21 protein-coding genes are annotated in these 23,428 nt (G+C 71.2%); 15 read left to right on the top strand and 6 right to left on the bottom strand.

The genetic code is table 11. From position 1 onward, the window contains the following. Position 1 precedes the first annotated feature (1 nt). Complete coding sequence (locus OH804_RS09490; RefSeq protein ID WP_406064381.1) at positions 2-1,438, bottom strand: amidohydrolase family protein; 1,437 nt, start codon at positions 1,436-1,438, stop codon at positions 2-4. Between the two features lie 198 nt (positions 1,439-1,636). Between OH804_RS09490 and OH804_RS09485 the strand changes: the two genes are divergently transcribed. From OH804_RS09485 to OH804_RS09455, 7 genes are all read left to right on the top strand, one after another. Next, positions 1,637-2,773, top strand: coding sequence for a CaiB/BaiF CoA transferase family protein (locus tag OH804_RS09485; RefSeq protein WP_406064379.1), 1,137 nt, complete (start codon positions 1,637-1,639; stop codon positions 2,771-2,773). Continuing rightward, positions 2,758-3,528 carry a citryl-CoA lyase gene (locus OH804_RS09480; RefSeq protein WP_406064377.1) on the top strand — a complete coding sequence of 257 codons (771 nt, stop codon included), beginning with the start codon at positions 2,758-2,760 and terminating at the stop codon, positions 3,526-3,528. The genes OH804_RS09485 and OH804_RS09480 overlap by 16 nt, the downstream gene beginning before the upstream one ends. Before the next feature lie 30 nt (positions 3,529-3,558). Next, positions 3,559-4,422, top strand: a complete 864-nt coding sequence (locus OH804_RS09475) for an extradiol ring-cleavage dioxygenase (RefSeq protein ID WP_196923471.1) — start codon at positions 3,559-3,561, stop codon at positions 4,420-4,422. Next, on the top strand, positions 4,419-4,781 hold the full coding sequence (locus OH804_RS09470) for a hypothetical protein (RefSeq protein ID WP_196923472.1): 363 nt from the start codon (positions 4,419-4,421) through the stop codon (positions 4,779-4,781). Before OH804_RS09475 ends, OH804_RS09470 begins: the two co-directional genes overlap by 4 nt. Then, positions 4,778-5,743, top strand: coding sequence for a zinc-binding alcohol dehydrogenase family protein (locus tag OH804_RS09465; RefSeq protein ID WP_406064375.1), 966 nt, complete (start codon positions 4,778-4,780; stop codon positions 5,741-5,743). The genes OH804_RS09470 and OH804_RS09465 overlap by 4 nt, the downstream gene beginning before the upstream one ends. An 84-nt stretch (positions 5,744-5,827) precedes the next feature. Continuing rightward, on the top strand, positions 5,828-7,252 hold the full coding sequence (locus tag OH804_RS09460; protein ID WP_406064373.1) for an aldehyde dehydrogenase family protein: 1,425 nt from the start codon (positions 5,828-5,830) through the stop codon (positions 7,250-7,252). 165 nt (positions 7,253-7,417) lie between these two features. Next, entirely contained in the window at positions 7,418-8,251 is an 834-nt protein-coding gene (locus OH804_RS09455) for a helix-turn-helix transcriptional regulator (protein ID WP_406064371.1), read from the top strand. 20 nt (positions 8,252-8,271) lie between these two features. Here the strand turns inward: OH804_RS09455 and OH804_RS09450 are convergent, their stop codons facing one another. Beyond that, positions 8,272-8,748, bottom strand: a complete 477-nt coding sequence (locus OH804_RS09450) for a hypothetical protein (protein WP_406064369.1) — start codon at positions 8,746-8,748, stop codon at positions 8,272-8,274. A gap of 152 nt (positions 8,749-8,900) precedes the next feature. Continuing rightward, positions 8,901-9,740, bottom strand: coding sequence for an AraC family transcriptional regulator (locus OH804_RS09445; RefSeq protein WP_406064367.1), 840 nt, complete (start codon positions 9,738-9,740; stop codon positions 8,901-8,903). Positions 9,741-9,790: 50 nt separating this feature from the next. Here OH804_RS09445 and OH804_RS09440 point away from each other — a divergent pair, with 50 nt between their 5' ends. The 3 genes from OH804_RS09440 (at position 9,791) to OH804_RS09430 (ending at position 14,360) form a co-directional block, all read left to right on the top strand. Then, entirely contained in the window at positions 9,791-10,213 is a 423-nt protein-coding gene (locus OH804_RS09440) for a DUF2000 domain-containing protein (protein ID WP_196923478.1), read from the top strand. A gap of 122 nt (positions 10,214-10,335) precedes the next feature. Then, a complete protein-coding gene (locus OH804_RS09435) occupies positions 10,336-12,594 on the top strand; it encodes an esterase-like activity of phytase family protein (RefSeq protein WP_406064365.1) in 2,259 nt (752 codons plus the stop codon). Between the two features lie 152 nt (positions 12,595-12,746). Continuing rightward, complete coding sequence (locus OH804_RS09430; RefSeq protein ID WP_406064363.1) at positions 12,747-14,360, top strand: ricin-type beta-trefoil lectin domain protein; 1,614 nt, start codon at positions 12,747-12,749, stop codon at positions 14,358-14,360. Positions 14,361-14,412: 52 nt separating this feature from the next. Here OH804_RS09430 and OH804_RS09425 read toward each other — a convergent pair whose 3' ends face one another. Together OH804_RS09425 and OH804_RS09420 are read right to left on the bottom strand one after the other, a co-directional pair. Beyond that, positions 14,413-16,932 (bottom strand): FtsX-like permease family protein, encoded by a 2,520-nt coding sequence (locus OH804_RS09425; protein ID WP_406064361.1) that lies wholly within the window; start codon positions 16,930-16,932, stop codon positions 14,413-14,415. Positions 16,933-16,940: 8 nt separating this feature from the next. After that, positions 16,941-17,699: an ABC transporter ATP-binding protein gene (locus OH804_RS09420; RefSeq protein WP_406064359.1), complete on the bottom strand. Its 759-nt coding sequence runs from the start codon at positions 17,697-17,699 to the stop codon at positions 16,941-16,943. 146 nt (positions 17,700-17,845) lie between these two features. Here OH804_RS09420 and OH804_RS09415 point away from each other — a divergent pair, with 146 nt between their 5' ends. The 4 genes from OH804_RS09415 to sthA all read left to right on the top strand — a co-directional run bounded on the left by OH804_RS09415 (position 17,846) and on the right by sthA (position 22,245). Beyond that, positions 17,846-19,039: a sensor histidine kinase gene (locus tag OH804_RS09415; RefSeq protein ID WP_406064357.1), complete on the top strand. Its 1,194-nt coding sequence runs from the start codon at positions 17,846-17,848 to the stop codon at positions 19,037-19,039. Next, positions 19,036-19,674, top strand: coding sequence for a response regulator transcription factor (locus OH804_RS09410; RefSeq protein ID WP_196923483.1), 639 nt, complete (start codon positions 19,036-19,038; stop codon positions 19,672-19,674). Before OH804_RS09415 ends, OH804_RS09410 begins: the two co-directional genes overlap by 4 nt. Before the next feature lie 88 nt (positions 19,675-19,762). Beyond that, entirely contained in the window at positions 19,763-20,788 is a 1,026-nt protein-coding gene (locus OH804_RS09405; protein WP_406064355.1) for a fibronectin type III domain-containing protein, read from the top strand. A 53-nt stretch (positions 20,789-20,841) separates the two neighbouring features. Continuing rightward, positions 20,842-22,245, top strand: a complete 1,404-nt coding sequence (gene sthA, locus OH804_RS09400; protein WP_196923485.1) for a Si-specific NAD(P)(+) transhydrogenase — start codon at positions 20,842-20,844, stop codon at positions 22,243-22,245. On the opposite strand, the gene OH804_RS09395 is transcribed toward sthA, so the two are convergent. Continuing rightward, on the bottom strand, positions 22,242-22,634 hold the full coding sequence (locus tag OH804_RS09395; protein WP_406064353.1) for a MerR family transcriptional regulator: 393 nt from the start codon (positions 22,632-22,634) through the stop codon (positions 22,242-22,244). The two genes, sthA and OH804_RS09395, sit on opposite strands and share 4 nt — an antisense overlap. Positions 22,635-22,677: 43 nt before the next feature. Here OH804_RS09395 and OH804_RS09390 point away from each other — a divergent pair, with 43 nt between their 5' ends. Continuing rightward, positions 22,678-23,373 carry a methyltransferase domain-containing protein gene (locus OH804_RS09390; protein ID WP_406064351.1) on the top strand — a complete coding sequence of 232 codons (696 nt, stop codon included), beginning with the start codon at positions 22,678-22,680 and terminating at the stop codon, positions 23,371-23,373. Positions 23,374-23,428: the final 55 nt, after the last annotated feature.

Here is a 23,428-nt window from a genome sequence, read left to right as displayed (position 1 = left end):
CTTAATGCTTCCATTGCGCCGACCCGGCGTCCCACTCGGTGTACTGGTACGGGTTCTCCAGGATCGCGGTCTCGGGGACGTCCGGGTTCATGCCCCGCTGCCACGCCTCCTCCCCCATCGTCTCGCGCAGCTGGTCGATGGTCGCGGCCACCCTGGCCCGGGCGGCGGCGAGGTCGACGCCGACGAGTCGGCCGTCCCGCTTCACGACCCGGCCATCCACCAGCACCGTGTGCACGTCGGCACGCTGGGCCTGGAAGACGACGTGACCGTGCGGGTGCAGGATCGGGAACATCGCCGGCGAGGCGTCGTTCTTGATCAGGACGATGTCGGCCTGCCGGCCGGGGGTGAGCGCGCCGATCGTGGCGTCCATGCCGAGCGCGCGGGCGCCGCCTCGGGTGGCCCACTCGACGATCTGCTCGGCGCGCAGGTGGCAGTGGGTGATGGTCTCCTGCTTGGCGTGCGCCTCCAGGTGCTCCCGGGAGCGGTCGGCGCCGAGCGTGCTCCGCATCGCGGAGAAGAGGTCGCCGCTCCACCACACGCTGGTGTCCATCGACAGTGACACCGGGATGTCGTGGTGGCGCAACTGCCAGGTGGGTGGGTAACCCTGGCCGGCGCTCTGCTCACTCTCGGTCGAGACGGAGACCGAGCCGCCGGTCGCGGCGATCCGGTTGTACGAGTCCTGGGTGAGCGTCGCCGCGTGCACGTACACGGTCGACGGGGTCATGAACCCGTTTTCGTGCATCAGCCGGATGCCGTCGTCGTTGGTGGCTCCCCACACGCCCGCGTGGGTGGTCACCGCGACGCCCAGTTCCCGGGCCACCTCGAACGCGGCCCGCTCCGGGAAGGCGGGGTCGCCGGTGACGTCGAACGCCAACTGGAAGCCGGCCAGCTTGCCCCCGTCGAGGCGGCGGCGGTGGAAGTCGCGGAACTCCGGCGAGGTGGCCCACTCCCAGGGCCCCTGCTGGATGTTGCCGTAGGCGAGCACGAACCGACCGTCGATCGCCTCCAGGGCGTCCACGGCGGCGTCGGCGTGCTCGGGTGTCTGCAACCCGTGCGACCAGTCGACGGTGGTGGTGACGCCGGCGTCGATCGCCTCGATCGCGCCGAGCAGGTTGCCGGCGTAGACGTCCTCGGGCCGGAACAGCTTGCCCGACTCGAGGTAGTACCAGACGAAGTACTGGGTCAGGGTCCAGTCGGCGCCGTACCCGCGCATCGCGGTCTGCCACAGGTGCCGGTGGGTGTCGACCATGCCGGGCATGAGGATGCCGTCGGTGGCGTCGATCTCCAGGGCGTCGTCGGGTGCGGTGAGGCCGACGCCGACCTGCGCGATCCGGCCGTCGACGACCAGCACGTCGGCGCCGGGCAGCACCGTGTGCGCGTCGTCCATGGTGAGAACCAGGCCGTTACGGAAGACCACCGGCCGGTCGGTTGCGCTCATTCGCCACCCATTCCTTTCGGAGTACGAGGGGAATCCGGACCGTTGTCCGCTGTGCGGCCAGCCCGAGTGGCGCAAGTGTGGTCCCGGTCACCATTGGTGTCAAGAGTGTGGTTCCGCGCGACAAACGCACCGTTGACACGCGTGGTGAGGTATCGCAAGCTGTCCCGGCGGACAGGTGTCCGCAGAACGGGCGGAAACATGGTGCAGCATTCGACAGGCCCACTGGCCGGCCTGCTCGTCGCGGACTTCTCCCGGATCCTCGCCGGGCCGTACGCGACGATGTTCCTGGCCGACCTGGGCGCCCAGGTGATCAAAGTGGAGAGCCCCGGGGGCGACGACACCCGCACCTGGATGCCGCCCACCCGCGACGGGGTCTCCACGTACTACCTCGGCATCAACCGCAACAAGCGGTCCGTCGCCCTGGATCTCAGGAAACCCGACGACCTGGCCGCCGCGCAGGAGTTGGCCCGCCGCGCCGACGTGCTGATCGAAAACTTCCGGCCCGGTGGCCTCGCCCGGTTCGGCCTCGACTACGACACCGTCACCGCGCACAACGACAAGATCGTGTACGCGAGCATCAGCGGCTTCGGCACCGGCGCCGGTAGGGACTTCCCCGGCTACGACCTCATGGTGCAGGCAATCTCGGGCCTGATGAGCCTCACCGGCGACCCGGACGGCTCGCCGTACCGGGCCGGGATCTCCGTCTTCGACGTGATGGCCGGGCTGCACGCGAGCATCGGCATCCTCGCCGCGTTGCACCACCGTGGCGAGACCGGACGAGGTCAGCACGTCGAGGTCAACCTGCTCAGCTCCGCCCTGTCCGGGTTGGTCAACCACTCCAGCGGCTACGTCGCCGGCGGCACCGTCCCGTTCCGGATGGGCAACGCGCACCCCAGCCTCTTCCCGTACGAGCCACTGCCCACCGCCGACGGCGAGCTGATCGTCATCGCCGGCAACGACGGGCAGTTCCGCAAGCTCTGCCAGGTGCTCGACCTGCCCGACCTGCCGGACGATCCGCGTTTCGGCCGCAACCAGGACCGCACGGCCAACCGTGAACAGTTGCGGCCCCTGCTGGTCGAACGGCTCGCCAAGCGGACCACTGACGAGTGGTTCCGGGACCTGCTCGCCGCCGGCGTCCCGTGCGCGCCGATCAACACCATCGACGGTGGTGTGGCGCTCGCCGAGGAGTTGGGGCTCGACCCGGTCGTCACCGTCGGAGACGTGCCCGGTGTCCGCAACCCCATCACCTTCTCCGACACCCCAGCCCGGTACGAGCTGCCGCCGCCGGGGCTCGACGAACACGGCGAGGAGATCCGCGCGTGGCTGAAGAACTGAGCTTCCCCACCGGGATCGGCACCTCCGACCCGACCACCATCTCCCTGCTCGGGCAGGACCTGGCCGCCGACCTGATGGGCACCGTGGGCTTCGGCGAGCTGGCGTACTGGCTGGTCGCCGGCCGGCGCCCCACTCCGGGTGAGGTACGGGTCTTCGAGGCGGTGCTGGTGGCCCTCGCCGACCACGGCTTCACCCCGACGGCGATCGCCGCCCGGCTGACGTACCTGTCCGCGCCCGAGTCGCTGCAGGGCGCGCTCGCCGCCGGCCTGCTCGGCGGCGGCTCCCGCTTCCTCGGCGTCACCGAGGACTGTGGACGCTTCCTCGCCGACACGCTCGCCCAGGCCGACGAGGCGACCGACTACGACGCGGTGGCACTCGACGCGGTCACCCGGGCCAAGCAGGAGCGTCGGCTGGTCCCCGGGCTCGGGCACCCGGTGCACAAGGAGCAGGACCCGCGCACCCCCGTGTTGATCAGGATCGCCACCGAGGAGGGTCTGCGCGGCCCGCACCTGCGGCTGTTCGAGGCGATCGGACGTGTGCACCCACAGGTGCTCGGCCGCACCCTGCCGCTCAACGGCGCCGGAGTCTGCGGCGCGGCCCTCGCCGACCTCGGGCTCCCGGTCGAGATGCTGCGCGGGTTCGCTCTGCTGGCCCGCGCGGCGGGGCTGCTCGGGCACCTCGCCGAGGAGCGACGACGACCGCTCGGCATGGACATCTACCGCACCGTCGACCGCAACGCCGTCTACGAACCCTGACCCCCTCTTGCACCCCCGAAAGGAGTGGGAATGGCCTCCATCGTCGCGGTCATCGCCTCCACCCACCACCCCTTCTACTACCGGGCCAGCACGGCCACCGGCGAGGATCGACCACCGTTCGCCGACGAGTGGACCCGCAAGATCCTGGCGTTCCGGGAGACGTTGACCCGGGCCCGACCCGACGTGCTGGTGATGGTCGGCTCCGACCACTTCCACCAGCTCTGGCTGGACAACATGCCGCAGTTCCTGGTCGGCAAGGCGCCCCACTACGACGCCAACTGGTACAACGAGGAACGCGAGTTCGGGCTGCCCCGGATGCTGCTCACAGGCCAGGAGGACCTGTCCGGTCACATCCTGCGGGCCGGGCTCGACGCCGGGTTCGACCTCGCGTTCAGCAACGAGCTGCGCATCGACCACAGCATCACCTGCCCGATCATCACGCTGCGGCCCGAGGCCGACCTGCCGATCGTGCCGATCTACACCAACATCTTCGCGCCGCCGCTGCCGCAGCCGAAGCGCTTCGTCCAGCTCGGCCAGAGCATCCGCGACATCGTCGAGTCGTGGCCGTCGCACCTGCGGGTGGCCGTCATCGGCACCGGCCACCTCTCGCTGGAGCTGGGCGGCCCCCGGCAGTTCGGCCCGCACGGCCCGGACCCGGAGTTCGACCAGCGGGCCGTCGAGTGGATCGCCAACGGCGACCTGGACGAGTGCCTGCGCGAGGTCACCCTGGACAGCCTGCACTCACCGGGCAACGCCACCCACGGCTTCATGGACTTCATGCTGATGATGGGTGTGGCCGGTGCCGGCGTGAAGGCCGACTACGTCGACACCCTCGATCTGTTCCACACCATGGAGGCGTACTTCACCTGGTACCCGAACGGAGCGCCGTCGTGAGCAAGTATCTGCTGAACAAGTTCCTCTTCATGGTCGACCGGGACCCGGAGCTGGTCGAGCGCTACCGCAGCGAGCCACGCGAGCTGGTTGCCTGGTGGGAGGCCGAGTGCGCTAACACGGTGCTGAACTGCCACACCGGCGAGGCGAGCACCTGGCTGCGCTTCGACGACGTGGAGCGCGAGGCGTTGGCCACCCACGACCACGTGAAGCTCTTCGAGCTGGGCGCGCACCCGTTCCTCACCCTGACCCTCTTCATCGCCCTCTTCGAGCGGGACAACACCGAACCGCTGGAATACCAGAAGTCCTTTGGCGCGCGGCTGGCCCACTTCTCGATGCCCTACCCGGACATCGCGACGTGATCCGCGCGGCAGTGCTCACCGCCTGCGGCACCGCACCGACGATCGCCGAGCGGCCGGCGCCCGTGCCGGTCGACGGGGCGGTGTCGATCACCGTCGAGGCCGTGCCGATCACCCCGCTGGACGTGCTCTGCGCCAGCGGCACCAGCTACTTCGGACCGCCGAGCACCCCGTACGTGCCGGGTGTGCAGGGGGTCGGTCGGCTCACCGACGGCACCGCGGTCTGGTTCGGCACGTCGGCCGGGATGCGCTCCGGTGTCGACGGCAGCATGGCGACGACGGTCACCGTGCCGACCGTCGACGTGGTGACGCTGCCGGCCGGCGTACCGCTGACAGTGCTCGCGGCCCTCGGTCTCTCCGCGGTCGCCGCGCACGCGGCGCTGACCCACGCCGGCGGCCTGGCGGCTGGCGACCAGGTCATCGTGCTCGGCGCCGGGGGTGTGGTCGGGCAGGCCGCCGTTCAACTCGCCCTGCTCGGCGGCGCTCGCCGCGTCATCGCCGTGGCCCGGTCGGCCGCGGCACGGGCCCGCGCCGAGGAGCTCGGCGCCGCCGTCGCCGTCCCGTTGCTCGCCGACGACGATGTCGCGTCGATGGCCGACCGGCTGCGCCACGCCGCCGACGGGCCGGTCGACCTCGTCCTCGACCCGGTCTTCGGTGTCCCGGCCGCGGCGGCGCTGCGAGTGCTGCGCCCGGGTGGGCGGCTGGTCAACCTGGGCAGCGCGGCCGGCGCGACAGCGCCCATCGAGTCCGCCGTGCTGCGCAGCGGCGCACTGCGGATGATCGGCTACACCAACAACGGGTTGTCGACAGCCGAGCGGGCCGCGGCGCTGACAGTGGTGGCCGGGCACGCGGCGGCCGGCCGGCTCACCGTCGACCACGAGATCGTGCCGTTCGACGCCATAGCGGACGCCTGGGCCCGGCAGGACGGCGGCAGCACCGCCGGCCGGATCGTCCTCGCGCTCTGAGGGGGCCGGGCCCCAGCCAGGGATCGCGGAACCCTGGATAAACCGCACCTGGTTGGGGTTCCGGCACGGTGTGACGGTCGGTGCATGACACCTTCCACCTACACCGTCGCCGGCCACTGGATCGGTGGCGAGACCGTCACCGGCTCCGCCGGCACCCTTCCCGTCGTCAACCCGGCCACCGGCGAGGTCGTCGCCGAGACCCCGGCCGGCACCGCCGCCGACGTCGACCGCGCCGTCGCCGCTGCCCGGGCCGCCTTTCCGGCCTGGTCGGCGACCACTCCACAGCACCGGGCGGACGTGCTGCGCCGCCTCGGCGCTGGCCTGGCCGCCCGCACGGAGGAGATCGCCCAGGCGATCACCGCCGAGATGGGCTCCCCGATCGGTATGTCCCGGACCGCCCAGGTCGCCTTCCCGGCCGCGGTGGTCGAGTCCATCGCCGGCCTGGCCGACGACTTCGCCTGGACCGAGGAGGTCGGCAACTCGCTGATCGTCCGCGAGCCGATCGGCGTGGTCGGCGCGATCACACCGTGGAACTTCCCTCTTCAGCAGATCGTCTCCAAGCTGGCCCCGGCACTGCTCGCCGGCAACACGATGGTCTTCAAGCCGTCCGAGAACGCGCCGCTGACAGCGCGCATCCTCGCCGAGGTCGCCGCCGAGGCCGGCGTACCGGCGGGTGTCTTCAACGTCGTCTACGGCACCGGCGCGACAGTCGGCGAGGCGATCTCCGCCCACCCGGACATCGACATGATCTCGTTCACCGGCTCCACCCGGGCCGGGCAGCGGATCTCCGAGGTGGCCGCCGCGACCGTCAAGCGGGTCGCGCTGGAGCTGGGCGGCAAGGGCGCGAACATCATCCTCGACGACGCCGACCTGCCCGCCGCTGTCGAGCGGGGCGTGATGATGGCGTTCAGCAACGGCGGTCAGGTCTGCGGCGCGTGGCCGCGGATGCTGGTGCCCGCCTCCCGTCAGGACGAGGCCGTGGCGTTGGCCGTCCAGGCCGCGAAGCAGTACACCGTCGGCGACCCGGGCGACGAGACCACCCGGATCGGCCCGCTGGCGTCCGAGACCCACCGGCAGAAGGTCGTCGGCTACATCGAGCGGGGCATCGCCGACGGGGCGCGGCTCGTGTTCGGCGGCCCGGAGCGACCCGAAGGGCTGCCCGTCGGGTCCTACGTCCAGCCGACGATCTTCGCCGACGTCGACCCGACCTCCGCGATCGCCCAGGAGGAGATCTTCGGCCCGGTGCTGACGATCATCCCCTACGCCGACGAGGAGGAGGCCGTGTCCATCGCCAACGGCACGTTGTACGGCCTGACCAGCGGCGTCTTCGGTGAGCCGGAGCACGCACTGGCGATCGCCCGGCGGCTGCGCGTGGGCCAGGTCGACGTGAACGCCGGCCACTGGAACCCGCTGGCCCCGTTCGGCGGTTACAAGCACTCCGGCAACGGCCGCGAGTTCGGCCGGCTGGGCCTGGAGGAGTTCCTGGAGACCAAGTCCATCCAGCGCTGACCGCCCGCCCGCAGCCCCAAGATCGTGCTGGATCGTGAAGGTGGTGGCCTCGGAAGCCCCACACCACTACCAGTGCGATCTTGGGCGGGCGGAACACCCTGCCGGGTCTCCCCTGTTGCACCCGATGCGCCGGTCGACAGCCGGCACCCACCGATCGGAGACACCGTGGACCGCGCCCAACTCGCCAGCTTCCTGCGTACCCGCCGGGAGGCGATCCAGCCCGAGGACGTCGGTTTGCCCCGGGGTCCGCGTCGGCGCACCGGAGGGCTACGGCGCGAGGAAGTCGCCACGTTGAGTGGGATGTCCACCGACTACTACAGCCGGCTGGAGCAGCAGCGCGGGCCGCACCCCTCGGAGCAGATGCTCGCCGCCCTCGCTCGTGGCCTGCGGCTCTCCCTCGCCGAACGGGATCACCTGTTCCAGCTCGCCGGTCACGCCGTTCCGCGCCGGGCGGTGCGGGCCGACCACGTGAACCCGGGAATGATGCGGATCCTCGACCGGATGCACGACACCCCGGCCCAGGTGGTGAACCATCTCGGCGAGACCCTGGCGCAGACCGCGCCGGCCGTCGCCCTGCTCGGTGACGAGACCCGGTACACCGGGTTGGCGCGCAGCGCACATCACCGCTGGTTCACCGACCCGACGGCACGGCAGCTGCACCCCGAGGAGGACCACGAGACGCAGAGTCGCCTGCTCGTGGCGCACCTGCACGCCTCGTACACCCGCGACGGCCGGGGTTCGCGGGCGGCGGCACTCGTCAACGACCTGCTCGCCAAGAGCCCGGAGTTCAGCCGCCTGTGGCAGGAGCACCCGGTACCCGGCGGCTACTGCCCGCCGAAGCACTTCCTGCACCCCGAGGTGGGGCCGATGGAGCTGCACTGCCAGACGCTGGTGGACCCGGACGAGTCCCAGACGCTGCTGGTCTTCACCGCCGTGCCCGGGTCGGAGAGCGACGACAAGTTGCGGCTGCTCTCCGTCATCGGAGGCCAGCTCGTCTGACCGCTCAGCAGGACCCGCCGTCACATGTAGGTGAGGCTGATCCAGAACGCCCCGGCAGAGGCCACGAGAAGACCGCCGAGAGCACCTCCCGTCAGGACCAGCGCTGGGGCGAACCGTAGACGGACACGCAGTAGGAGGTACACGCCGATGGCGACGATGAAGGCGATCACGGCGAGGTAGACCACGAACAGGGCACTCGCGGTGATCACGATCGTCGCGCCGGCGGCGAGCAGGCCCGCCCACCGGGCACCGAGCTCGCGACGGAAGACAAGATAGGTGACAGCGCCGCTGAAGAGGGCGACGAACATCAGCGCTGCGGGCAACGCGAGCCTGGCGAGCATGAGCATGAGCAGGAAGCTCGCGGCGAGGGCAGCCGCCACGCCAACGGCGGCCAGAGCAGCCCGTTGTGCGCCGCGCTCACGCAGCAGAACCAGGTAGGCAACGGCGCCGCCGAACACGACTGCACCACCAATAAAGATCATGAGATTCAGGTCCACGGTTTTCCTTCGACGGGGAACGAGCGGTCGTCGTCGCGCTAGACGCCTGGCGCGCGTGACAGCCTGGCGACCGCCGCCCGCCACGCCGGAACCCCCGCCCGAACGTGACATGAACACGCGAGCACGACTTCCACATGACCCAGGACGAGAAGCTACGGCTGCTTTCCCTCATCGGGTCTGGTCCCGGCGTTGGGCGCGCCGAGGTAGCGGGCCGGGCTGACGCCCAGGTACCGCCGGAAGTGGCGGGTCAGGTGCGCCTGATCGAAAAAGCCGGCCTCGGCGGCAGCCGCAGCCGGCCGCTGCCCGGTGAGGAGCAGGCGACGAGCCAGTTCGACCCGACGGCCGGTCAGGTACGAGTGCGGTGGCAGCCCGTGCGCGTGGGTGAACGTCCGGACCAGGTGGGTCGGGTGGGCGTGCAGCAGCTCCGCTGCCTCCCCCAGCGTGACGCCCTCGACGGTGCGGGCGTCCAGCAGCTCCCGCAGGCGGACCGCGAGGCCGCGTCCCGCCGGTTGGACGCTGACCGAAGCACGCTGGGCGAGCTGCTGACGCAGCCGGTCGAGAATGAGCGTGAGCCTACTTTCGGCTTCGAACTCGTCTCCGGGGACGGCGAGCACCTGGTGCAGCTGGTGGATCCGGTCCCGCAGCTGCGGATCGGCCAGGTCGGGCTCGTCAACGGCCCGGCCGACCAGCTCGGCACCGAGCGCCGAGGTGTCGAGGTACAGGACCCGCTTGCGGAAGCCGTCCGGTGTGGCGGAGCGACCGTCGTGCGGCACGTACGGCGGCAGCAGAGTGACCGACGTACGCAGCGCGCCGTGCCGGTGCCGATCCAGGTCGAAACGGACCGCGCCGTCGTCGACGATCAACAGCGTCCAGACGTCGTGGATGTGCCGTGGGTAGGCGTGGTCCACGAAATGGGCGTGGAAGACCTCGGCGACCCCGGCTACCGAGGGTCGCCACGCGCTGACGTGCGAGCCCGCCGGGCGGCTGACCACGCTAAGAACGTACAAGACCGGTCGGCGTCGGGGCGGGCAGGCTCGACGCCATGACCGAACCGATCCGCTTTCCCACCAAGATCGCCGTACTGCTCCGCAACGATCTCGCGAGCTGGCAACGTCTGAACGTCACCGCCTTCCTGGTCAGCGGCATCGCGCACACGCTGCCGGAGCTGCTCGGCGAGGAGTACCGCGACGCGGACGGCACCCGCTACCTGCCGATGTTCGGCCAGCCGGTACTGGTCTTCGCCGGGGATCGGGAGGCGTTGGTCGGCGCCCACTCACGCGCGCTCGCCCGCGGCCTGCAGATGGCGATCTTCACGTCCGAGCTGTTCGCCACCGGCAACGACCGGGACAACCGCGCCGCCGTCCAGGCGGTCGGTCGGGAGAAGCTCGACCTGGTGGGCCTGGCGCTGCACGCGCCCCGCAACGTGGTGGACAAGGTACTCAAGGGCGCGACCATGCACCCGTGACCCGGCACGAGATCGTGCACCGGCTGTTCAGGCGGCGTTCCGGTGGGGGTTCCACTGTGGTGGGCGACGGCCGATTGCATCGGCCCGGCGGTAACGGCCGCCGACTTGATGCTGGAGGCAATGTGCGTACCACTTCCACAAGGGCACGGGCCGTCGCGTCCGCCGCGGCGGCGATCTCGCTGCTCGCGGCGGCGCCGGCGCTCGGCGCACCGACGCACCCGAGCCCCGGGCACCCCGGCGCGGGGGCGACCTGCTCGCCGGACGCGTCGCTGCTCGGCTTCTCCGACGCCCTCGACAAGACCGCCTTCCGGAGCACGCCCGTCGCCGGCCTGTCCGCGCTGGCGTTCGCCCGTCCGGGGCGAGCCCTGGCGCTGGTGGACAACATCGGCACGACCCCCGCACGGGTCTACGAGCTGGGCCTGAAGACGGACCGGCACGGCGTGGACGTGGGTGTCCGCGACGTCACAGTGCTCACCCGCCCGGATGGCACGCCGTACACCGGCGCGGACTTCGACGGTGAGGGACTCGTCGCCGAGCGCGGCGGGGCCACCATCCTGGCCAGCTCGGAGCGGGAGCCGTCGATCCGCCGATTCCGACTCTCCGACGGCCGCGAGATCGCGTCGCTGCCGGTGCCGGGCCGGTTCCAGGTGACCCCGGCCGGCGAGGCCGCGGTCAACCAGACCTTCGAGGCCCTGGCCGCCACGCCGGACCACCGGATGCTCTACGCCGGGATGGAGGGCCCGCTCGCCGCGGACGGCCGCGACGCCGAGGGTCGGGGCCGGCACCGGATCCTCCGGTACGACGGCCGCGAGGGTGGCGGGTACACCCCGAGCGCCCAGTACGCCTACCGGACCGACGCCAACCTCGGACTGGTCGAGCTGATCGCCCTCGGCGACGACCAGTTGCTCGCCGTGGAGCGCGGCTTCACCACCGGCGTGGGCAACACCGTCCGGGTGTACCGCGTCTCCGCGACCGGCGCGCCCGACGTCTCCGCCGTGTCGTCGCTGTCGGCGGCGACCGACCCGCGATCGTGGCTCGGCAAGGAACTGCTGGTCGACATCGCCGACTGCCCGCCATCCGGCGCGACCGCCAAGCAGCCGCAACCCAACCCGCTGCTGGACAACATCGAGGGCGCCGCACTCGGTGGGCAGCTGCCGGGCGGTCGCCGGGAGCTGTACCTCCTCTCCGACGACAACGGCAGCGCCACACAGACCACCCGGGTGTACTCGCTGTCGGTGAAGCTGCGGCCCCAGGTGACCCTGCAGGATCGGGCGCTGATCTCGGCGACCGCGTACCAGCCGGGCCCGATCTCCGGCACCCAGCTCGCCACCAACCCGGTCAACGGGATCACCGCGCCCTTCCCCGGCCAGCCCATTCCCGGCTTCTCCGCGGTGATCCCGGCCCAGGCTGGTGACCGCTCGGGCAGGCGGCTGCTCGCCATGCCGGACAACGGGTTCGGCGCGAAGACCAACTCGGCCGACTTCCTGTTGCGCGCGTACGAGATCGAGCCGCGTTACCGCAGCCACGACGTCACCATTCGGGGGCACATCAGCTTCCGCGACCCCGACCACAAGGTGCCGTTCCCGATCGTCAACGGCAACACGCGGGAGCGGCTGCTGACCGGCGCTGACTTCGACATCGAGTCGCTGGCCCGCGACGCGCGCGGCAACCTGTGGATCGGCGACGAGTTCGGCCCGTACCTGGTCCGCACCGACAAGACGGGTAAGGTGCTCCAGGCGCCGATCCCGCTGCCGGACGGGACCAAGTCCCCGCAGTCGCCGGATCTCGCGCCGGGCGAGACCCCGACCCTGCGCGCCAGCAACGGCTTCGAGGCGATGGCGGCCAGCGAGGACGGCTGGACCCTCTACCCGATCCTCGAAGGCGCCCGGGTCAACGACCCGGACCAGCGTCGCCGGGTCGTCTACGAGTTCGACGTACGGCACAACCGGTACACCGGCCGCACCTGGTCGTTCCGGGTCGACGACCCGTCCCTGCTGGTCGGCGACGCGGCAGTGCTCGACGGCCACCGGCTGCTGCTGATCGAGCGGGACAACGGCATGGGCCAGCAGTCGCTGGTCAAGCGCCTTGTCGTGACCGATCTGGACGAGGTGGGCGCGGACGGCTATCTGGTCCGCCGTACCGCGGTCGACCTGATGCACGTGGCCGACCCGAAGGGCGTCTCCACCCCGGCCCGCCCGGGCGAGTACGGCGTCGGCCCGCTCTTCTCATTCCCGCTGCAATCGGTCGAGTCGGTGCTGCCGCTCGGCGGTGACCGGGTCCTCGTTGCCAACGACAACAACTTCCCGGGCAACGACGGTCGTATCGCCGGGCGCGCGGACGACACGGAGCTGATCGTGATCGACGTGCCCGGTCTGCGGTAACCCGTCGAATCGGATGGCCCCCGGCGCGCGGCGTCGGGGGCCGTCCTCGTCTCAGCGGGCCCTCGGCGGACGAAGAGACATTGATATCGATGCGTGTGGCTGTAATTATTAACACGCTTTACAGTTGTTTCGCCGCCTGGAAGGACCCTGACATGGCGCGACGATTGGCCGGGCTCGTGCCCCGCCACCCCCGCATCAGACTGACCTCCGCGCTCGCCGCGGCCCTGCTCGCCGTACCGACCGGCCTGGCCGTCGGCGCATCGCCCGCGACGGCGGCCACGACGGGCGCCATCACCGGGTACGGCGGCAAGTGCGTCGACGTGAGCGCCGCGAACCCGGCCAACAGCACGCCGGTCCAGCTCTTCACCTGCAACGGCTCCATAGCGCAACAGTGGACGGTGGCCGACGACGGCACGATCCGGGCGCTGGGCAAGTGCCTGGACATCGCCGCCGCCAGCACCGCCAACGGCGCCCGGGTGCAGATCTACGACTGCAACGGCACCGGGGCGCAGCAGTGGTCGGCCAGCGCCGGGCAACTGGTCAACCCGACCTCGGGCAAATGCCTCGACGCGACCGGCCCCAGCTCGGCCGACGGCACCCCACTGCAGATCTGGAGCTGCACCGGCACCGCCAACCAGACCTGGGCGCTGCCCACCGGCGGCGGCACCACCCCACCGCCCTCGGGAGGTTTCACCCACCCCGGTGTGCTGGTCAGCCGAGGCCAGCTCGACTTCGTCCGTGGCCGGGTGCAGGCCGGCGCGCAACCCTGGGCGGCGGCCTACAACCAGATGATGAGCAGCCGGTACGCCTCCCTGTCGCGCACCCCGGCGCCCCGTTCGGTGGTCGAGTGCGGCTCCTACTCCAACCCGAACAACGGCTGCACCGACGAGCGGGAGGACGCGATCGCGGCGTACACCGACGCGCTCGCCTGGTACGTCACCGGGGATGCCCGCTACGCGCAGAAGTCGATCCAGATCATGGACGCGTGGTCGGCCACCATCACCGCGCACACCGGCAGCAACGCCCCGCTGCAGACCGGCTGGGCGGCCTCGGTCTGGCCCCGGGCCGCCGAGATCATCAAGTACACGTACACGAGCTGGCCCAACGCCAACCGCTTCGCCACCATGCTGCGCAACGTCTACCTGCCGATGGTGCGCAACGGGTCGAACAGCAACGGCAACTGGGAACTGACCATGATGGAGGCCACCGTCGGCATCGCGGTGTTCCTCGACGACCGGACCGTGTACGACGCGGCGACCACCCGCTTCCTCAACCGCACCCGGGCCTTCGTCTACCTGCCCAGCGACGGCGCGTTGCCGTACACGATGCCCGGGAGCGGCCTGGACACCAGCGCGGAGATCATCGGCTACTGGCAGGGCCAGTCCACCTTCGTCGCCGGCCTCGCCCAGGAGACCTGCCGGGACTTCGTCCACACCGGGTACGGGATCTCCGCCATCTCGCACGTCGCGGAGACCTCCCGGATCCAGGGACGGGACCTGTACCGACAGGTCGGTGAGCGGCTGCGTCAGGCGCTCGGCTTCCACTCGCGCTACCAGCTCGGCGAGGCACCACCCTCCTGGCTCTGCGGCGGCAGCCTCACCCGGGGCCTCGGGCCGATCACCGAGGTCGGTTTCAACGCGATGAGCACCCGGTTGGGCAACGTCATGACCAACACCCAGACCCTCACGCTGCAACAACGTCCGGCAGGCACCAACAACCTCTTCGTCGCCTGGGAGACGCTGACCCACGCCAACAACCCCAACTGACCAGGCCGTCGTGGGGCGGCGCCGAACGTACGGCGCCACCCCACGACGGTGCTCAGTTGTCGGACCCCAGTGCCACCACCGGACTGACCCGCGACGCCCGACGCGCCGGCAGCACCCCGGCCAGCGCGGTCAGCCCGACCAGCACCACGAAGAGCCCGGCCAGCGGCAGCAGCGGCGCGGTCAACGGCGCCTCGATTCCGAGGGTCTGGACCGCCAACCAGGCGTACGGGATGCCGAGCACCAGGCCGATGGTCGCGCCGATCACCCCGTACAGGCCGGACTCGACGGTCAGCATGGTGCGCAGACCGGTCCGGGACAGCCCGATCGCCCGGAGCAGCCCGGACTCGCGTACCCGCTCGACCACCGAGAGCGCGGTCGTGGAGCCCACGCCGACGACAGCGATCAGCACTGTCAGGCCGACCAGACCGACAGCGATCCAGACCAGGGTGCGCACCAACGCGTCGTTGCGGTCGCGTTCGTCGGCGAGCACCGCGAGGCCCACCCCGTCGCTGCCTCCGATCGCCTGCCGCAGCGCCCGCACGCCGGCGGTGCGACCGTCCTCGCCGGCGCCGGCCGCGTCGGCCAGCAGACCGGTGTACGCGGCCGGCACGCCGAGCCGGTCCAGGTCGGTCGGATCAGCGAGGATGCCCGCGTGCAGCGGCCCGTCACCGGGCAGGACCGCGGCCACTCGCACGTCGACAGTGCGAGTGGCGACGGCGAGCGTGACGGTGTCGCCGGCCCGCAGGCCCGCGTCCCGCGCTACCCAGCTGTTCAGCACGATCCGGCCGGGGCCACGATCGGTCAGGGCGCCCTGGGCCACGTCCAGGTCACCGGTGCTCGGCAACGCCGCCAGATCCAGGTCGCTGGTCGGGTAACCGGACTCGACGTCGCCGAGCTTGTCGGCACCGCGTAACAGCCGGGCGTCGTCGACCATCCGGTACGGCACCACCCTCGCCAGTGCGCCGTGTGCCGCCTCGGCCCGGGTCACGACGGCCGGCGGCAGCGTCCCACCGTTGCTGGTGACCTCGAAGTCGGTCGGGGCCGAGAGCGCCATCTCGCGGTCGGCGAGGATCTGCAACGACGCTCCCCCGATGACCACCCCGGAGATCAGGGTCACGCCCAGCGCGACCACGACGGAGACCGCTGCGGCGCGGCGCGGCGCCCCGCCGATTCCACCGACCGACATCCGCCCGAGCGGCCCGAGCTGGCGCAGCGGCCAACCCACCACAGCCAGCACCGGGCGCACCAGCAGCGGACCGAGGGCCACCAGCGCGAAGAACGCCATCGCGCCGGACCCGACCAGCAGGAGCAGCGGCATCGACGGGTCGTAGTCCGACTGGTCCGGTTTCGGCAACTGGCTGATCGTCCCGACCGCCGCCAGGACCGCGCCGACGGCCAGGAGCGACCCGAAGACCAGACGCGACACCCCGATGCCGCGGCTACCGGCGGTGACGCTCGCCGCCCGCAGCGCCTCCAGCGGGGAGACCCGGGCGGCGGACAGCGCCGGTGCCAGCACGGCCAGCACGGTGATCACGACGGCACCGATCACCACAGTGACCGCCGCCGCCAGCGGCAGGCCCGGCGAGGAGACCGCGTGGCCGGTGGCGCGCAGGATCGCCGGCAGCGCGTACCCGAGGGTGAGGGCGCCGGCGACCCCGACGACGCCGGCGACCAGCCCGGTCAGGGCTCCCTCGGCGGTCAGGGCCCCCACCAGGGTGGCCCGACTCGCGCCGACCGCCCGCAGCAGCGCGAGCTGCCGCATCCGCTGGGCGAAGACGATGCGGAAGGTCGAGGTGACCACCAGCGCGGCCGCGACGACCGCGATGGAGACGAACATGCCGACCAGGATGAAGAGTCTCCCGACCTGTTCGGCCGCCGCCTGGGCCTCGGCCTCGCGTACCTCGGCGCCGGAGCGGATCGGCTGGCCGGCGACCGCCGCGGTGACCCGTTGGCGGACCGCGTCGGTCGAGGCTCCGGGGGCCACCCGCACGTCGACGCGCTCGACAGTCGTCAGGCGCGCCCAAGCGATCACGGCGCTGTCCGGGGCGTACGCGTCGTAGCCGGCGTCGGCGCTGCTCTCCACCAGGCCGGTCACGGTGAGCGGGGCGGGCGTGGTGAGTTCACCGCCGGTGCCGCTGGTGGTGGTGCCCACCGAGAGCCCGAGCCGTTCGGCGGTGCGCGGCGTGATCGCGATCTCGCCGGGCTGGTCCGGGTAGCTGCCCTCGATCACCCGGACCGTGGTCAGCGGGCCGGTGCCCGGATCGGACTGGAGGTTGAGGTACCCCTCTCCGATGGAGACCCCGGTCGAGACCCGGGCCACCGCCTCGGCCACCCCGGGCACGGCCCGGACCTGCCGCACGTCGGTCACTGTGGGTGGCGGCACGTCAACGCTGCCGATCACCAGGGCGGTGACGGCCGGGGTGCCGCTGAGGTTGTCCCGCACGGTCCGTTCGGTGATCTGTTGCACCAGCACGGTGCCGAACACGACGAACGACGCGACCAGGATCGCCAGGCCGGTGAGGATCAGCCGGCCGGGCCGCCGGGCCGCGGCGCTCGTCTGGGTGCGCAGCACTGTCGCCCTCATCGGCGGGCCGCCAGGTCGCGCAGGGCGTCGGTGACCGACACCTGGTTCGGCTTGTCGATCTCGCCGGCCAGCCGTCCGTCGGCGAGCAGCACCACCCGGTCGGCGTACGCGGCGGCGATCGGGTCGTGGGTGACCATGACGACGGTCTGGCCGAGGTCGCGTACCGAGTCGCGCAGGATGGTGAGCACCTCCGCGCCGGAGCGGGAGTCGAGGTTGCCGGTCGGCTCGTCGGCGAAGACCACCTCGGGCCGTGCCACCAGCGCCCGGGCCAGCGCCACCCGCTGCTGCTGGCCGCCGGACAGTTCGCTGGGCCGGTGGTTCAGGCGGTCGCCGAGGCCCAGCACCCGCACCAGGTGCGCGAGGAGTTCCGCGTCGGGCTGCCGACCGGCGAGGTCCAGCGGCAGCGTGATGTTCTGCGCGGCGGTGAGCTGCGGCAGCAGGTTGAAGGATTGGAAGACGAACCCGATCCGCTCCCGGCGTACCCGGGTCAGCGTCCGGTCCGACTGACCGGTCAGCTCCGTGCCGCCGAGCAGGACCCGACCGGAGGTGGCCGTGTCGAGGCCGGCGAGGCAGTGCATCAGTGTCGACTTGCCGGACCCGGACGCGCCCATGATCGCGGTGAACTCGGCCCGGCCGAAGCCGACCGAGACCCCGTCCAGGGCACGGACCGCGGTGTCGCCGCTGCCGTACACCTTCACCAGGTCGACCGCGGCGACCGCGGCGTGGCTGGTCTCCGGCGGGGCGTGGGTTGTCATCGTTCCTCCAGTGGCTGCGTGGTGACCCGGAAAGCGTCGCCGCCACCGGCGGGTGGACGCATCGGCCCGGGGCCGGGTATCGCCGGTGCCGGGTCTGCCTTTTGGCCGATCCGTCACCTCCGCCCGGCTGGCTACGCTGGGTCACCATGAGCACGCCGGATCTTCGACGATGGTGGGTACGCCTGGCCCAGGCCGCCGGGCTGGTGGCCATGGGGCTGCTCGTCCTCTTCGACCTGCGGTTCGGCGCACCGGAGAGCCTGGCCGCTCTCCTGCTCCTGCTGGTGCGGATGGGACTCGCGGTGGCGACGGTGCCGCTCTGGCTGCCGGTGCACCGGCTGGGTTCGCGGCTGCTGCCGCTGGCCGCGCTTGTGCTCGCCTGCGCCTCACTGGCCGTGACGGCGGCTGTGCTGGTCCTCTTCGACGGCAGTTATCTGATCAGCAGCAGTTGGGGGCTCGCCGAGTCGGCCGGGCTGATCGGGGTGGTCTTCGTGGTGGCCCGCTGGGGCGCGCCGCGGCTCGCCCCGTGGGCGGCGGTGGCCGCCGGGCTCGCCGTGGCCGCGTTGCCGCTGCGCGTCGGCACCGAGAGCCTGTTGGTGATCTTCGGTCTGCTCCAGGTGATCGCCGCGGCGGGCGCCGCCGGGGTGGGGCTCTACCTGCGCATCGTGGCGGCCGGCCGGGAGCGGGCCATCGCGCTGGTCCGGGCCGAGCAGCGCGCCGAGTTCGCCCGGGATCTGCACGACTTCATCGCCCACCACGTCACCGGCATCGTGGTGCAGGCACAGGGCGCCCGGTTCGTCGCCGAACAGGACCCGCAACGGGTGATCGTCGCCCTGGAGCAGATCGAGCGGGCCGGCGCGGAGACGATGGCCTCGATGCGGCGGATGGTCGGGATCCTGCGCAACCCGGACGCCCCGCCGGACGCGCCGCTGGCGCCACTGGCCGGGGTGACCGAGCTGGAGCCGCTGCTGTCCGGGTTCAACGGCGCGGCCAACGCGCCGGCACGGCTGCACGTCGACGGCGACCTGAACGGACTGCCGGTGGAGGTCTCGACGTCGGCGTACCGGGTGGTGATGGAGGGGCTGACAAACACGCGCCAGCACGCGCCGGACGCGCGGTCGGTGGATGTGGCCGTGCGGCGTACCCCGGACTGGTTGCTGGTCCGGGTCGCCGACGACGGCGCGTCGCCACGCACCGCACCGGCCCGGGGGCACGGCTTCGGCCTGATCGGCCTCACCGAGCGGGTACGCGCCCTCGGCGGCACGATCACCGCCGGACCCGGCGTGGCCGGTGGCTGGGTGCTCGACGCGGCGTTCCCGCTCCAGGTGGCGGTGGCCCGGTGATCCGGGTGCTGATCGCCGATGACCAGGCAATGGTCCGGACCGGCTTCGGCATGATCATTGGCGCCCAGTCGGACATGGAGGTGGTCGGCGAGGCCGCCGACGGCGTCCAGGCCGTCGAACTGGCGCGACGACTGCGCCCGGACGTGGTGCTGCTGGACATCCGGATGCCCCGCCTCGACGGTCTCGAGGCACTGCGGCTGCTCGCGGGGCCGGGCGTCGCCGACCCGATCCGGGTGGTCGTCGTGACGACCTTCGACCTCGACGAGTACGTCCACACCGCGCTCAACAACGGCGCATGCGGCTTCCTGCTCAAGGACTCCGGCCCAGCCCTGCTGGTGGAGGCGGTCCGCGCGGCCGTGTCCGGCGACGCGCTGATCAGCCCCTCGATCACGGTTCGGCTGTTGGAGCACCTCAGCTCGCCCGCTCCGGCACGCGACGACGGTGGCCTGTCACCACGGGAACTCGACGTCGTGAAGCTCGTCGCCCGGGGCCTGACCAACGCCGAGATCGCCACCCGACTCTTCATCGCCGTGGGCACTGTCAAGACCCACCTGGCAAGCGTGCAGATGAAACTGAAGGCCCGCAACCGGGTGGAGATCGCCGCCTGGGCCTGGGAACGCCGCCTCGTCGGCTGACGGGACACCGACCTGGCCACAGCTGCCTTAAAATTCAGGGCAGTCTATGCCTGGTCCGCTGCGGTCACCCGGAAGCGAGGACTTCATCGTGCGTCAGCATCCGTTCCGAGGAATCCGGTCCAGGGCCGCCGCGCTGGTCGCCGGCGCACTGACGGCAACCCTGGTCGCCGCCGGCGCGACCCCGGCACACGCCGCCGCCGACGACACCGAACGACCCACCGCCCCCGGCCCGATCACTGTCGTCGCCATCGACACCACCTGGGTCGAGCTGACCTGGGCGGCCTCGACCGACAACGTCGGGGTGGTCCGCTACCCGGTCGGCGCGCGATTCGAGGATTTCGGCGCCCAGTATTCGACCGATACCAACAGCATCCGGATCACCGACCTGCGGCCCTCGCGCACGTACACCTTCTCGGTGTGGGCTCTGGACGCGGCCGGCAACAGCTCGGTGTCGAACCCGACCCTGCGGCTGACCATGCCACCGGGGGACGACCAACCGCCGAGCGCGCCGGGTCAACCGGTGGCGTACGACGTCACCGACACTGTGGTCCGAATGCGGTGGCCGCACTCGGTGGAGAACGTCGCGCTCGACAGGTACGAGGTGTTCCGGGTCGACGCCGGCGGCACTCTCACGCGGGTCCGTGAGGTGTACCAGTACCCGCCCGTGAACAGTGCCCAGGTCAGCGGGCTGACGCCGAACACCACGTACACCTTCGTGGTGCAGGCGCGCGACGAGGTCGGACACCTGTCCCCACTGTCCACACCGGTCACGGTGACCACCCTGCCGCCGCCGCCAAGCTGCGCGGTCCGGTCCGTCGTACGGCAGTGGCCGGACGGCTTCGTGGCCCACCTCGTCGTCGAGAACACCGGCACCACAGCGGTCGACGGGTGGACGATGACGTGGCGATTCTGGGCCAGCCAGCAGGTGCAGGGCATCTGGGGCGCGAAGGTCGTCGACCGCCTCAACAACAGCTACCTCCGGGTGGGCAACACCAGCCGCAACGCGGTGATCCCGCCCGGCGGCACGGTGTCGCTGGGGCTCGTCGCCACCGGCACTCAACTGCCGGAGGAGATCACACTGAACGGCGGCCTCTGCACTGTGGCAGACGAATAACGCTCGGCTCCGGGGTCTGGCGCCGGCCATGACATCTTGCGACGCTAGCGGTTGTGTATGACTACGACCTGTTGGTGCTGGGCTCCGGGCCCGGCGGTCAGAAGGCCGCGATCGCCGCCGCCAAGCTCGGCAGGCGGGTCGGCATCGTGGACCGCCGCGACATGATCGGTGGGGTGTGCATCAACACCGGCACCGTGCCCTCCAAGACCCTGCGCGAGGCCGTGCTCTACCTGACCGGCCTGAGCCAGCGGGACCTGTACGGCAGCAGCTACCGGGTCAAGGAGGAGATCACGGTCAGCGATCTCGCCGCCCGGACCCAGCACGTCATCACCCGGCAGACCGACGTCATCCGCAATCAGCTGGCCCGCAACCGGGTCGCGATGATCACCGGCACCGGGCGTTTCGCCGACGCGCACTCGATCTGGGTCGACGGCGGCTCCGGCCGCGAGTCCAGGGTGACCTTCGACAAGATCGTCATCGCGGCGGGCACCCGCCCGGCCCGCCCGGACAGCGTCGACTTCGACGACCGGACGATCGTGGACTCCGACGGCGTCATCAACCTTCAGGCCGTGCCCCGCAGCATGGTGGTGGTCGGCGCCGGGGTGATCGGCATGGAGTACGCGTCGATGTTCGCCGCGCTGGGCACCAAGGTGACGGTGGTGGAACGCCGTGAGCGGATGCTGGATTTCTGCGACGACGAGGTCGTCGAGTCACTCAAGTACCACCTGCGCGACCTGTCCGTGGCGTTCCGCTTCGGCGAGGAGGTCGCCGCAGTGGAGAAGCACCAGACGGCGGCGCTGTGCATCCTCAAGAGCGGCAAGAAGATCGTCGCGGACACGGTGATGTACTCGGCCGGGCGGCAGGGTCAGACCGACGACCTGGCGTTGGAGGCGGCCGGGTTGGAGGCGGACCGACGTGGCCGGATCACGGTGGACGCCAACTACCGCACCTCCGTGGAGAACATCTACGCCGTCGGCGATGTCATCGGCTTCCCCGCGCTCGCGTCCACCTCGATGGAGCAGGGCCGGCTGGCCGCGCAACACGCCTGCGGTGAACCGATCCGGGAGATGCACGGCCTGCAACCGATCGGCATCTACACGATCCCGGAGATCAGCTTCGTCGGGCAGACCGAGGCGCAGCTGACCGAGAACTCGACACCGTTCGAGGTGGGCATCGCCCGGTACCGCGAGCTGGCCCGGGGTCAGATCGTGGGCGACTCGTACGGCATGCTGAAGCTGCTCGTCTCCCCCGATGACGGCCGACTGCTCGGGGTGCACGTGTTCGGCACCGCCGCCACCGAGATCGTCCACATCGGTCAGGCGGTGATGGGCTGCGGCGGCACGATCAACTACCTGGTCGACGCGGTGTTCAACTACCCGACGCTGGCCGAGGCGTACAAGGTCGCCGCCCTGGACGCGTCCAACAAGATCCGCAACATCACCCGCATCGACGGCTAGCCACCACCCCCGACCTCCACCAGCTCCGCCAGATGGGCGCGGTAGTTCGGGCAGGTCGAAATGTCCTCGTGTGAGCAGGTCAGCCCGGCCTCAAGCAGATCGAGTGCCGACCGCAGCGCCGCCATCCTGGCTTGGAGCGCGCTGTGGTTGCGGCGCAGCACGTCCTTGCGGGCGGCCGGGTCGCGCGCGGCGAGGAACGCCCGGATGTCGGGCAGCGGCAGGCCGGCCTGCTTCGCGCGCAGGATCGAGGCAACCCGGAACAGGTCGTCGCGGGTGTAGCGGCGACGGCCGCCGGTGACCCGGGCGGGGCAGAGCAGGCCCACCGATTCCCAGTGCCGCAGGACGTGCGCCGGCAGGCCGAAGTGGTCGGCCACTTCGCCGATCGTCATCGGGCTTGACTTCATGTCGACATTAAGTCCGACCATGGCGGGCATGTCCAGTCTTCTAGCTGTCCTCGATGCCATCGAGAGCGAGCCCGCGGCCGTCCAACTGCGCACCCGTTCCTACGAGTTGCTCGGCGACCTCGCCGGCCGAACCGTCGTCGACGCCGGCTGTGGCAGTGGCCGCGCCGTTGCCGAGCTGGCCGAGCGCGGATCCCACGCAGTCGGCGTCGACCTCGACCCCGAGATGATCGCCGTGGCCCGACAGCGCTGGCCTGCCGGCGAGTTCCATGTCGGGGACGCCGCCGAGCTACCGCTCGAGACCGGATCGGCGGCCTTCTACCGGGCGGACAAGGTGTTGCACGTGCTCGATGACCCGGCGCGAGCCGTGGCCGAGGCCCGCCGGGTGCTCGCACCGGGCGGCCGGGCCGTCCTGCTCGGCCAGGACTGGGACATGATCGCCATTGACTCGGACGAGCCGGAAACCACCCGTCGGCTGGTCCACGCGAAGGCGGACTCACTCCCGTCGCCGCGCGTTGCCCGTAGGTATCGCAACCTGCTGCTCGACGCCGGGTTCACCGACCCGATCGTCGAGGTGCACACCGGTGTCTTCACCGACGACACCGCGCTCAACCTGTTGAGACGGATCACCGACGAGGAGACCTGGCTCGCCGAGCAAGCCGAGCGCGCCCGCACGAACCGGATCCTCGTCGTCGTGCCGATATTCCTCGTCGCCGCCCAGGCTTGAGAGGAACGTGGGTCGAACTCGGTGAACTGCTCCCCCACCGATGTCGGTGCTGCCC

This window comes from Micromonospora sp. NBC_00860 (genome assembly GCF_045207375.1).
GTDB lineage: Bacteria > Actinomycetota > Actinomycetes > Mycobacteriales > Micromonosporaceae > Micromonospora > Micromonospora vinacea.
The sequence above is the reverse complement of the archived record's forward strand: the minus strand, read 5'-3'. Positions and strand labels throughout refer to the sequence as shown.

Excerpts from the sequence above, each read along its gene's own strand:
- OH804_RS09490 (WP_406064381.1), bottom strand. The coding sequence starts at position 1,438 with ATGAGCGCAACCGACCGGCCGGTGGTCTTCCGTAACGGCCTGGTTCTC.
- OH804_RS09485 (WP_406064379.1), top strand. The coding sequence starts at position 1,637 with ATGGTGCAGCATTCGACAGGCCCACTGGCCGGCCTGCTCGTCGCGGAC.
- OH804_RS09475 (WP_196923471.1), top strand. The coding sequence starts at position 3,559 with ATGGCCTCCATCGTCGCGGTCATCGCCTCCACCCACCACCCCTTCTAC.
- OH804_RS09460 (WP_406064373.1), top strand. The coding sequence starts at position 5,828 with ATGACACCTTCCACCTACACCGTCGCCGGCCACTGGATCGGTGGCGAG.
- OH804_RS09440 (WP_196923478.1), top strand. The coding sequence starts at position 9,791 with ATGACCGAACCGATCCGCTTTCCCACCAAGATCGCCGTACTGCTCCGC.
- OH804_RS09430 (WP_406064363.1), top strand. The coding sequence starts at position 12,747 with ATGGCGCGACGATTGGCCGGGCTCGTGCCCCGCCACCCCCGCATCAGA.
- OH804_RS09420 (WP_406064359.1), bottom strand. The coding sequence starts at position 17,699 with ATGACAACCCACGCCCCGCCGGAGACCAGCCACGCCGCGGTCGCCGCG.
- OH804_RS09415 (WP_406064357.1), top strand. The coding sequence starts at position 17,846 with ATGAGCACGCCGGATCTTCGACGATGGTGGGTACGCCTGGCCCAGGCC.
- OH804_RS09395 (WP_406064353.1), bottom strand. The coding sequence starts at position 22,634 with ATGACGATCGGCGAAGTGGCCGACCACTTCGGCCTGCCGGCGCACGTC.
- OH804_RS09390 (WP_406064351.1), top strand. The coding sequence starts at position 22,678 with ATGTCCAGTCTTCTAGCTGTCCTCGATGCCATCGAGAGCGAGCCCGCG.